Annotated in this window: 7 protein-coding genes, 2 tRNA genes and 3 rRNA genes; 10 read left to right on the top strand and 2 right to left on the bottom strand. The window is 42.4% G+C overall.

Annotated features, from left to right (window positions below; genetic code table 11):
• Positions 1-80: 80 nt before the first annotated feature.
• Positions 81-626: a nucleotide exchange factor GrpE gene (gene grpE / locus F959_RS16150; RefSeq protein ID WP_004882188.1), complete on the bottom strand. Its 546-nt coding sequence runs from the start codon at positions 624-626 to the stop codon at positions 81-83.
• A 159-nt stretch (positions 627-785) separates the two neighbouring features.
• Positions 786-1679, bottom strand: a complete 894-nt coding sequence (locus F959_RS16145) for a LysR family transcriptional regulator (protein WP_004882187.1) — start codon at positions 1677-1679, stop codon at positions 786-788.
• A 106-nt stretch (positions 1680-1785) separates the two neighbouring features.
• Between F959_RS16145 and F959_RS16140 the strand changes: the two genes are divergently transcribed.
• From F959_RS16140 to F959_RS16095, 10 genes are all read left to right on the top strand, one after another.
• Positions 1786-2649 (top strand): MBL fold metallo-hydrolase, encoded by an 864-nt coding sequence (locus F959_RS16140; RefSeq protein ID WP_004882186.1) that lies wholly within the window; start codon positions 1786-1788, stop codon positions 2647-2649.
• Between the two features lie 384 nt (positions 2650-3033).
• Positions 3034-3276, top strand: coding sequence for a hypothetical protein (locus tag F959_RS16135; RefSeq protein ID WP_004882185.1), 243 nt, complete (start codon positions 3034-3036; stop codon positions 3274-3276).
• Between the two features lie 359 nt (positions 3277-3635).
• A complete protein-coding gene (locus F959_RS16130) occupies positions 3636-4706 on the top strand; it encodes an alpha/beta hydrolase (protein WP_004882184.1) in 1071 nt (356 codons plus the stop codon).
• A 137-nt stretch (positions 4707-4843) separates the two neighbouring features.
• A complete protein-coding gene (locus tag F959_RS16125; protein WP_004882182.1) occupies positions 4844-5398 on the top strand; it encodes a peptidylprolyl isomerase in 555 nt (184 codons plus the stop codon).
• A gap of 431 nt (positions 5399-5829) precedes the next feature.
• Positions 5830-7366: ribosomal RNA gene (locus F959_RS16120) — 16S ribosomal RNA — on the top strand.
• Between the two features lie 59 nt (positions 7367-7425).
• Positions 7426-7502 (top strand) — tRNA-Ile (locus F959_RS16115).
• 71 nt (positions 7503-7573) lie between these two features.
• A tRNA-Ala gene (locus F959_RS16110) sits at positions 7574-7649 on the top strand.
• 329 nt (positions 7650-7978) lie between these two features.
• A 23S ribosomal RNA gene (locus F959_RS16105) occupies positions 7979-10870 on the top strand.
• A 157-nt stretch (positions 10871-11027) separates the two neighbouring features.
• Positions 11028-11142, top strand: a 5S ribosomal RNA gene (gene rrf / locus F959_RS16100).
• The 16S, 23S and 5S rRNA genes sit together here with 2 tRNA genes alongside, the layout of an rRNA operon.
• A 135-nt stretch (positions 11143-11277) precedes the next feature.
• Positions 11278-11682 carry a hypothetical protein gene (locus tag F959_RS16095; RefSeq protein WP_004882181.1) on the top strand — a complete coding sequence of 135 codons (405 nt, stop codon included), beginning with the start codon at positions 11278-11280 and terminating at the stop codon, positions 11680-11682.
• Positions 11683-12024: the final 342 nt, after the last annotated feature.

Raw genomic sequence — 12024 nt, 5'->3', positions numbered from 1 at the left:
TGTTATTCGATATGAGAGTCAATCGTTTTTTTTCAAGCATTTTTATGAAAAAAAACTGAAAAACTCTCAAAATACTGGATTTATTGTCCGACCATGACCATTGCAGGGCGGAGTAGGCGACCATTTAAGGTATAGCCCTTCTGTAAAACCGTACCAATTTCATTGGCTTTAGCATTTGGATCGATACCAACCGCTTGATGAAGGTCTGCATTAAAACCATTTTTTGTGTCTGCTTCCACCACACCAAATTTTTCTAGCGTTGTAAGCAACGATTTTAAAGTCAGTTTTACACCTTCTAATACAGGTGTTTCTTCTGTACCAGCTGCTTGAATCGCACGTTCAAGGTTGTCGACAGAATCCAATAGCTCTTTCGCAAATTTCTCAAGCACAGTGTCTTTATGCTTTTCTGATTCACGTTGAATACGTTCAACACTTTTCTGTGCTTCGTAAACGGCATTGGCAGTACGTGCTTTTTCGAGTTTTAGGCTTTCTTCGAGTTTAGTGATTTGCGCTTGTAAATCTTCAACGCTAAGCTCGTTTGCTTGCTCTACACCTTCAGCTTGAGTTTGTTCAGTCTGTTGCTCATTTTGAATGTCTTGAGCTTGCTCATTGTGCTCATTAGCCATTGATGATCTCCGTTTAAAAAAGTTCTCAAACATGTACAGTCCTTTTGGCATTGATGCTCATAGGGTCAAACCCGAACTGCCACGTATAGGTCATTCATAGATACGGATGAAGTATGGGCAACGCGACAAAATTCAAGCGTTCAGGTCGATTTAAATCTTTTAATTTTGCTTATTTAAGTAAAAACTTAAGTTTTCGATGACGAAAGCAATAAATTCTTGGGTTATTTTTGGTAAATGTTGTCTTGATGCATACACCAAAGACAAGGTGAGATCGGGCGCAGAAAAATCTGCAAACACTCGTTCTAAGCGCTGCTCGGCAAAATCTTGACGTACTAACAAAGTCGGTAGCATGGAAACACCTTGCGCTTTGAGACACATCTGATAGAGCGCGATCACATCATTGCTCTTAAACGTAACATTTAACGGATAGTTCTGTGGTTGCTGATCTGTATCAAAAAGCGTCCAATATTGATTGTGGGTATGATGAGCAATACATTCATGCTGAATCAATTGGCTGGGATGAGAGAGAGGAGGGTGATCTTTTAAATAATGTGGATGTGCGCAGAACACAGATTCAATTTGACAGACAGGGCGGGCTATTAGTCCATCAGCAACTTTTTGCGTAATCCTAAGTGCGAGATCAACTTGGGCATCCATTAGATCAACGGTATTTTCAGTTAAATACACATCAAAATGAATGTGCGGATAACGTTTTTTAAATTGCTTGATGCATTCATTGACACCCAATTGAAATAAGAACAAGCCACATGTAAAACGAATAGTACCGCTATGTTGTTCTGGCGCTGCTAAACTTTCCAAGAGTTGTTGTTGTTGTAAAATATTTTCACAATAGACCAGTGCTTTTTCACCTGCAGGTGTCAGTGAAACTTTGCGAGTATTACGTTGAAACAGTCGAGTGGAAAATGTTTGTTCAAGGTGTTCCAAATAACGCGACACCATTGCTTTAGAGTAGTCTAAATGTTCTGCAGCTTTGCTGAGATTGCCTTGTTGTGCAATACAGACAAAGACTTGAATGGCTTTTAAGGTATCCATATTTATTTTGATTGTTGCAAGATATGCAACATTTTATCTTAATTTAGTGGGTTTATTCAGCAATAATTGCAATTTAAAGTGTTTCCTATCAGATCGGAGACAACATATGAAAACGAATCCTTATGCAATTGCATTCGCAACGATTGCAACATTAACAGCAGCATCAACGACATTTGCCCAAGACTTAACCCTTCAAAACTTTTTAGCGAAGCCTGAGCATTTTGGTGTCACTTCTACCTTGATTGAAGGGGATAAAGAAGTCCTGTTGGTCAATGCTCAATTTTCAAAATCAGAAGCGCTTCGTATTGCAGCGGATATTCTGGACAGTGGAAAAACGCTGAAAACAATTTTTGTGAGTTATGGTGATCCAGATTTCTATTTTGGTTTAGATGTATTTAAACAATATTTCCCGAATGTACAAATCATTGCTACGCCTGAAACGGTTAAACATATTCAGGATACGCAAGCGCTTAAAGTGGATTACTGGGGTCCAAAAATGGGTGCCAATGCTCCAAGCAAAATTATTGTTCCACAAGCATACACAGCCAAAACATTGAAACTTGAGAATGAAACCATCGAAATCAAGGGTCAAAAAGAACTGACTTATTTATGGATTCCAAGTGTAAAAGCAGTGGTTGGCGGCATTTCAGTATCTTCAGGTATTCACCTTTGGACAGCAGATACCCCAACTACGAAAGATCGTGCTGAAGTGATCAAAACATTGGAATCGATCAAAGCACTTAAACCGCAAACTGTTGTTCCTGCACATATGAAGGCTGGTGCTGCTGAAGGTTTAAATGCGGTGAACTTTTCAATTGATTATTTAAAGCAATACGAACAAGCCGTTAAATCTAGCAAAAACTCAGAAGTGTTGATTAAAACCATGCAACAGAAATATCCGACGCTGACTGAAACAAGTAGTCTTGAGTTAGGTGCTAAAGTTGTTAAAGGTGAGATGCAGTGGCCTTAAGCCTAAATTAATCATAAAGCCGTAATCTTCTGATTGCGGCTTTTATTTAGATTAAAGTAACTATTAACCTATTCTTTGTAATTGTAAGCTTTTGGGTATGTTCTACGAGGTTTATATAAATTATAAAAAATGAAGATGTTCGAATTTTTCTTTAATAAATTCAGTTTATATCAACAAAAGTTATGAATAGATAAGTGCTTAGCCAATTTTTATGATCAGGAAAATATGTGAAATCTGCTTTTAATTGATTAAATAAAAGTTGCAAAAGCACGCTGTATAAATAACAAACCGCTACTAATCCGCATCACGCCAGCAGAAAAAATTGTGAATGATAGGCAACGCAAAGATAACTTTGCTATTTGTCATAATGAAAGGAAATACACAATGAAAAAGTTAGCATTGATCTCTATGGTTGTAACTGGTGTTGCATTCACAGCTGTGGGTTGTTCGACTCAAGGTGGTTTAGATGCTTCTGGTTCAGCTCAAACTAGTGCAGGCCCAACAGGCGTACAAGGTGGTGTTGGTGTACAAGCTGGTACGTCTGTAGATGTTCAACCAGGCGGTGCTTCAGCAGATATTTCAGGTTCAGTATCTGGCTCAGCTGGTGCTGATGCAGCAGGCCAATAATTTTTTATGCTAAGTCGGCTTGCAATAGATTGAATGTTAGATGCCAAAAATCAATTTATAGATGTACTGCTATACATCATGCATAGCGACTTTATTCATAAAAATGACACTTTTTAAGTGCTATAAAACCAGAGTTGAGTCATTCAGTTCTGGTTTTATAATTTCTAAACAAAGCATTAAAATCTGTTGTTAATTGGCAGAAAAAACGAAATCGAATAAGCACAATGGTTAATGACTTTTAAAGAATAGCCCTTTAGCGTACGACATATTTTGAAATCTTATTCTTGATCTATGACTTTATAAAAGCATATAGTCAACGAGAACAAGAATTATGGACAGAGTGAGAGAAGGGGACGACAGTGACAGCATTACCTCAAAAAATTCAAACAATTTTAGATAAAGGACAAGGTCCTGCTGCACGAGCACTTGATAAGCTGCCCAAGATCGTACAAGAATCCCTCGCTAAACTTTTAGGCTATCCGTATCAATATCCAGATTTGGATGCATTTACCAAATGCCTTATGGCTGTTCAGATTAAACAAGGACGCATTGGCTTTATTGGAGATGATCCAATCGAATCACGCCGACAATTTGATGCGCAAATGTTGGCGATTTTAAATAAATCAACATCGATTGATTCAGTTGAGGATATCCGCTTACCACTACAAAGTGGAACTGTTTTCGCAAGACATTATCATCCTGCACCAAATAAAAAACTTCCAATGATTGTGTTTTATCATGGAGGAGGTTTTGTGGTAGGTGGTTTAGATACTCATGATGAAGTCTGTCGACTTATTGCCAAATATGCAAAAGTACAAGTCTTAAGTATTGACTATCCACTTGCGCCAGAAGTGTCGCCGCAACTCCTAATCAAATCATGTGAAGATGCATTAGCATGGGTTTATCAAAACCGCCGTCAGTTGAAAATTTATAAAAACCGTATTGCTGTTGCTGGCGATAGTGCAGGTGGAAACATCAGTACTGTTGTTGCACAGCACGCCGCAGGTAAGTCATACGCACCGCAAGCACAATTACTTATTTATCCAGTTGTCGATTTCAAAAGTCGACATCCTTCATTTTATGCATATGGAGAAGGGCTGGTGTTAACAAGTAAAGATGTAGACTACGTTACGGATTATTATGCAACGCAGCACAATGTTACTTTGGATGACGCACTTATTTCTCCAACTTATGGCAGTCTTAAAAAGCTTGCGCCAGCATATGTGATTACTGCTGGACATGACTTACTGCATGATGAAGGTGAAATATATAGCCATAAGCTCAGACAAAGCGGTGTTAAAGTGCAATACATCGATTACCCTGAACAAACTCACGGTTTTATTAATTTAACTCCAATTTCGAGCAAGGCTAAACGAAATACGATCGAGATAGCTAAGAACTTCAGAAAGTTTTGGGATAAGCATCACTAATACTTTCAAACCGATGTTTCACGTGAAACATCGGTTTTGTGTTTTTAGAAGATAACAAATAGAAATAGCAAAAATAGATTGATAAAACTAAGATGACTCGCTACAACAAATCTATTTCTGTACAGAGAAAAGCAATCATGAAAAAACTGTTCATTACAACAGCTCTAATTTTGGCGAGTAGTCATTTATTTGCAAATACGATGGTGGATATGAAAACCAGCATGGGTAATATTGAAATCGAATTATTTGATGATAAAGCCCCAGTATCTGCAAAGAATTTTGAGAACTATGTAAAAAGCAATTTTTATTCAGGAACAATCTTCCATCGAGTTATTCCTGGATTTATGGTTCAAGGTGGCGGTTTAGATGCCAATATGATTGAGAAGGCAACAAAAGCTCCAATCGTCAATGAAGCAAATAATGGACTGAAAAATAATCGTGGTACTTTGGCAATGGCGCGTACCAGTAACCCAAATTCTGCTACAAGCCAATTTTTCATTAATGTGGCTGATAACAACTTTCTAAATCGTTCGAATATGGATGCTGGCTATGCTGTATTTGGTAAGGTAACGAAAGGGATGGAGATCGTTGATAAAATCGTTAATGCACCAACAGGAAACTATGGAATGCATCAAGATGTACCTAAACAACCAATTAAAATTATCAGCGTACAGATAAAGAATAAGAAATAAAATATAAAAGCAGAAATATTAAAAATATATTTCTGCTTTTATTTCAATTATTTGCTGCTTTATTTTGGTGTTTTTAAAGCTATTTGTGTGTAAAAAAAGAACACTTGATAAAACAAAGAGTTAAAAAAGCTTGCGCACCAAAAAAAATCTCCTATAATGCACACATCCCGACGCAATGAAGCAAAAATAACTTAGCTTTACGGTTAAGTTGTTAAATATTTATTGCGTTTTATTTATCGCTGACGAGGCGATAAAGAGATCATTAAGAGAATAGAAGAACAACTTGTGTGGATTTTTACTAGTTGATCAATCGATATATATTATCATTGATAATTGGTAGAAATTTCTCGAAGTTTATTTGAGCAAATTTTTTGTCAGTAATTGATGAGCCAGAATTAGCACCTTGTCTTAACTAAGGTGCAAAATGATTTTAACTGAAGAGTTTGATCATGGCTCAGATTGAACGCTGGCGGCAGGCTTAACACATGCAAGTCGAGCGGGGAAAGGTAGCTTGCTACTGGACCTAGCGGCGGACGGGTGAGTAATGCTTAGGAATCTGCCTATTAGTGGGGGACAACATTCCGAAAGGAATGCTAATACCGCATACGTCCTACGGGAGAAAGCAGGGGACCTTCGGGCCTTGCGCTAATAGATGAGCCTAAGTCGGATTAGCTAGTTGGTGGGGTAAAGGCCTACCAAGGCGACGATCTGTAGCGGGTCTGAGAGGATGATCCGCCACACTGGGACTGAGACACGGCCCAGACTCCTACGGGAGGCAGCAGTGGGGAATATTGGACAATGGGGGGAACCCTGATCCAGCCATGCCGCGTGTGTGAAGAAGGCCTTATGGTTGTAAAGCACTTTAAGCGAGGAGGAGGCTACTAGTATTAATACTACTGGATAGTGGACGTTACTCGCAGAATAAGCACCGGCTAACTCTGTGCCAGCAGCCGCGGTAATACAGAGGGTGCGAGCGTTAATCGGATTTACTGGGCGTAAAGCGTGCGTAGGCGGCCATTTAAGTCAAATGTGAAATCCCCGAGCTTAACTTGGGAATTGCATTCGATACTGGATGGCTAGAGTATGGGAGAGGATGGTAGAATTCCAGGTGTAGCGGTGAAATGCGTAGAGATCTGGAGGAATACCGATGGCGAAGGCAGCCATCTGGCCTAATACTGACGCTGAGGTACGAAAGCATGGGGAGCAAACAGGATTAGATACCCTGGTAGTCCATGCCGTAAACGATGTCTACTAGCCGTTGGGGCCTTTGAGGCTTTAGTGGCGCAGCTAACGCGATAAGTAGACCGCCTGGGGAGTACGGTCGCAAGACTAAAACTCAAATGAATTGACGGGGGCCCGCACAAGCGGTGGAGCATGTGGTTTAATTCGATGCAACGCGAAGAACCTTACCTGGCCTTGACATACTAGAAACTTTCCAGAGATGGATTGGTGCCTTCGGGAATCTAGATACAGGTGCTGCATGGCTGTCGTCAGCTCGTGTCGTGAGATGTTGGGTTAAGTCCCGCAACGAGCGCAACCCTTTTCCTTACTTGCCAGCATTTCGGATGGGAACTTTAAGGATACTGCCAGTGACAAACTGGAGGAAGGCGGGGACGACGTCAAGTCATCATGGCCCTTACGGCCAGGGCTACACACGTGCTACAATGGTCGGTACAAAGGGTTGCTACCTAGCGATAGGATGCTAATCTCAAAAAGCCGATCGTAGTCCGGATTGGAGTCTGCAACTCGACTCCATGAAGTCGGAATCGCTAGTAATCGCGGATCAGAATGCCGCGGTGAATACGTTCCCGGGCCTTGTACACACCGCCCGTCACACCATGGGAGTTTGTTGCACCAGAAGTAGGTAGTCTAACCGCAAGGAGGACGCTTACCACGGTGTGGCCGATGACTGGGGTGAAGTCGTAACAAGGTAGCCGTAGGGGAACCTGCGGCTGGATCACCTCCTTAACGAAAGATTGGTGACTGGTAAGAATCCACAACAAGTTGTTCTTCGAAGATGTATCTGAGGGTCTGTAGCTCAGTTGGTTAGAGCACACGCTTGATAAGCGTGGGGTCACAAGTTCAAGTCTTGTCAGACCCACCACTACTGACGAAGTGATAAATAATCACAAGCTGCTAGATGAGAAGATATGTCGTTCATTATGATTGTAAGCTGGGGACTTAGCTTAGTTGGTAGAGCGCCTGCTTTGCACGCAGGAGGTCAGGAGTTCGACTCTCCTAGTCTCCACCACGTACTTTACGGAGTACGGGCTAAAGATTACAGAACTTAGTAAGTTGAAAGCTTATTAACTTCTGTGATTTATCACAGTTTACTACGCACCGACGAGGTGGTAGTTAATCATTAACAGATTAGTAGAATTGAGTCTGAAATAAATTGTTCACTCAATTCATTCGAAAGAATGAAATTGAGAACTAGCAAAAACACTGAATCAAGCGTTTTGGTATATGAATTTAGATTGAAGCTGTATGGTGATTAAGTTCACAGACAACGAATAGTAGCAATTAAGTTTGCAACGGTAACACTCACTTGTATGTGTTAACGACTGTTTGGGGTTGTATAGTCAAGTAATTAAGTGCATGTGGTGGATGCCTTGGCAGTCAGAGGCGATGAAAGACGTGATAGCCTGCGAAAAGCTCCGGGGAGGCGGCAAATATCCTTTGATCCGGAGATTTCTGAATGGGGGAACCCACCCGCTATAAGGCGGGTATCAATAACTGAATACATAGGTTATTGAAGCGAACGAGGGGAAGTGAAACATCTCAGTACCCTTAGGAAAAGAAATCAATTGAGATTCCCTTAGTAGCGGCGAGCGAACGGGGAGCAGCCCATTAAGTTGTGTGTGTTCTAGTGGAACGCTCTGGGAAGTGCGAACGTAGAGGGTGATATTCCCGTACACGAAAGGGCACACACAATGATGACGAGTAGGGCGAGGCACGTGAAACCTTGTCTGAATATGGGGGGACCATCCTCCAAGGCTAAATACTCCTGACTGACCGATAGTGAACCAGTACCGTGAGGGAAAGGCGAAAAGAACCCCTGTGAGGGGAGTGAAATAGATCCTGAAACCGCATGCATACAAGCAGTGGGAGCACCTTCGTGGTGTGACTGCGTACCTTTTGTATAATGGGTCAGCGACTTACATTCAGTAGCAAGGTTAACCGAATAGGGGAGCCGTAGAGAAATCGAGTCTTAATAGGGCGTTTAGTTGCTGGGTGTAGACCCGAAACCAGGCGATCTATCCATGAGCAGGTTGAAGGTTGGGTAACACTAACTGGAGGACCGAACCCACTGTCGTTGAAAAGCCAGGGGATGACTTGTGGATAGGGGTGAAAGGCTAATCAAGCCTGGTGATAGCTGGTTCTCCCCGAAAGCTATTTAGGTAGCGCCTCGGACGAATACCATTGGGGGTAGAGCACTGTTTCGGCTAGGGGGTCATCCCGACTTACCAAACCGATGCAAACTCCGAATACCAATGAGTACTATCCGGGAGACAGACTGCGGGTGCTAACGTCCGTAGTCAAGAGGAAAACAATCCAGACCGCCAGCTAAGGCCCCAAAATCATAGTTAAGTGGGAAACGATGTGGGAAGGCATAGACAGCTAGGAGGTTGGCTTAGAAGCAGCCACCCTTTAAAGAAAGCGTAATAGCTCACTAGTCGAGTCGGCCTGCGCGGAAGATGTAACGGGGCTAAAACTATGTGCCGAAGCTGCGGATGTATACTTAGTATACGTGGTAGGGGAGCGTTCTGTAAGCCGATGAAGGTGTATTGAGAAGTATGCTGGAGGTATCAGAAGTGCGAATGCTGACGTGAGTAACGACAAAACGGGTGAAAAACCCGTTCGCTGAAAGACCAAGGGTTCCAGTCCAACGTTAATCGGGGCTGGGTGAGTCGACCCCTAAGGCGAGGCCGAGAGGCGTAGTCGATGGGAAATTGGTTAATATTCCAATACTTCTGTGTAATGCGATGAGAGGACGGAGAAGGTTAAGTCAGCCTGGCGTTGGTTGTCCAGGTGGAAGACAGTAGGCATGCATCTTAGGCAAATCCGGGGTGCTCTATGCTGAGAGTCGATAGCAAGCTGTACTTGTACAGTGAAGTGGCTGATACCATGCTTCCAGGAAAAGTCTCTAAGCTTCAGTTACACAGGAATCGTACCCGAAACCGACACAGGTGGTCAGGTCGAGTAGACCAAAGCGCTTGAGAGAACTCTGCTGAAGGAACTAGGCAAAATGGTACCGTAACTTCGGGAGAAGGTACGCTGCTGACGGTGATGGGACTTGCTCCCTGAGCGGTTGGCAGCCGCAGAAACCAGGCCGCTGCAACTGTTTATTAAAAACATAGCACTCTGCAAACACGAAAGTGGACGTATAGGGTGTGATGCCTGCCCGGTGCTGGAAGGTTAATTGATGGGGTTAGCGTAAGCGAAGCTCTTGATCGAAGCCCCAGTAAACGGCGGCCGTAACTATAACGGTCCTAAGGTAGCGAAATTCCTTGTCGGGTAAGTTCCGACCTGCACGAATGGCATAATGATGGCGGCGCTGTCTCCAGCAGAGGCTCAGTGAAATCGAAATCGCTGTGAAGATGCAGTGTACCCGCGGCTAGACGGAAAGACCCCGTGAACCTTTACTGCAGCTTGACATTGAACTTTGACCTTACTTGTGTAGGATAGGTGGGAGGCTTTGAAGTTGGAACGCTAGTTCCAATGGAGCCGTCCTTGAAATACCACCCTGGTAATGTTGAGGTTCTAACTCTGCCCCGTAATCCGGGGCGAGGACCATGTCTGGTGGGTAGTTTGACTGGGGCGGTCTCCTCCTAAAGAGTAACGGAGGAGTACGAAGGTGCGCTCAGCGTGGTCGGAAATCACGCGTAGAGTATAAAGGCAAAAGCGCGCTTAACTGCGAGACCCACAAGTCGAGCAGGTACGAAAGTAGGTCTTAGTGATCCGGTGGTTCTGTATGGAAGGGCCATCGCTCAACGGATAAAAGGTACTCTGGGGATAACAGGCTGATACCGCCCAAGAGTTCATATCGACGGCGGTGTTTGGCACCTCGATGTCGGCTCATCTCATCCTGGGGCTGAAGCAGGTCCCAAGGGTATGGCTGTTCGCCATTTAAAGAGGTACGCGAGCTGGGTTTAGAACGTCGTGAGACAGTTCGGTCCCTATCTACCGTGGGCGCTGGAAATTTGAGAGGATCTGCTCCTAGTACGAGAGGACCAGAGTGGACGAACCTCTGGTGTACCGGTTGTGACGCCAGTCGCATCGCCGGGTAGCTATGTTCGGAAGGGATAACCGCTGAAAGCATCTAAGCGGGAAGCCTACCTCAAGATAAGATTTCCCTAGGAATTTATTCCTCTAAAGAGCCGTTCGAGACTAGGACGTTGATAGGTTGGGTGTGGAAGTACGGTGACGTATGAAGCTGACCAATACTAATTGCTCGTGAGGCTTGACTATACAACACCCAAACAGTTGTTGTATTCAAGATAAATTCAATACATAACTTGATTTAGTGAAGAAACTAGTTACAATACAGACCAATTTAACTAATCCGTTAATAACTCTTTCGGTACTAAGTGGCAAAACGTAAGACCACCGAAAGCCAAAACAGTTTGCTGGCGACAATAGCAAGAGTGAACCACCTGATCCCTTCCCGAACTCAGAAGTGAAACCTCTTAGCGCTGATGGTAGTGTGGCACTTGCCATGTGAGAGTAAGTCATCGCCAGCTTTTAAATACTAAACACCCCCTCCGCTAGCGCAGAGGGGGTGTTTTTTACGTGAAGAATGAATAATTTTACAAGAAGGAAGAAAAGTAATTAAAGAAATTTTTGAGCAATATAGAGAGATATGGGAAGATTGTTATTTGGGATATGTATATACCCCTAATATTTCTAATAAAGTTGATTATCAAGCTATTGGATTAGTTATTCATGAGGTAAGAGAATATGATTTTTATCCTTGGTTAAGTCACACTGAAAATATAACCTTACCAAAAATGGGATTGCATGAGGTATGTATTAAGGGGTTTAATGAACTTTTTATGCAAATGGCAAATGAAGCTATTTGCTATGGTTCTGATAAAAAATTAGAAAAATTTGAATTACAACATATTCTTGATGCGTTTCTTAAGGAGTTTGCTAATCCTAGGTATTATAGTAATTTTATAGATAATGGATGGAGACCTGTGACGAATCATACTCAGGATTATTTTTTATGTGTCATTGATAAGAATACAATTGGCATGTGGCTAAGTTGTAATGATGAATAAGCAATAAGATATCATGCGATAATGTAAAGAAGTTCCTATTAACTGATCATGAAGGTTATAACGCTGTAAACAACCACTGAGAATGATGATTAGGTCATCGTAGTTTATGCAGATTCTTAAAAAGAATTACCGTATTACAGCTTGCAGTAATGGCAGGAGATCAAGATGTGGTTGCGTATCCTAAATGTTTTTAAATCACCTTTAAAATAATAGACAAAAAGCAGCCACATCATCCTGACGGGGCTGCTTTATATTTTTTTTATTGTCGCCGATATCCTATCAACGACATCACATCCAATGTGCTTTCAATGAGACTTCCTGTCTCTTTATACTTCTCATATA

Source organism: Acinetobacter venetianus RAG-1 = CIP 110063 (genome assembly GCF_000368585.1).
Lineage (GTDB): Bacteria > Pseudomonadota > Gammaproteobacteria > Pseudomonadales > Moraxellaceae > Acinetobacter > Acinetobacter venetianus.
Note: the sequence above shows the minus strand (reverse complement) of the source record. Positions and strands in the feature narration are given on the sequence as shown.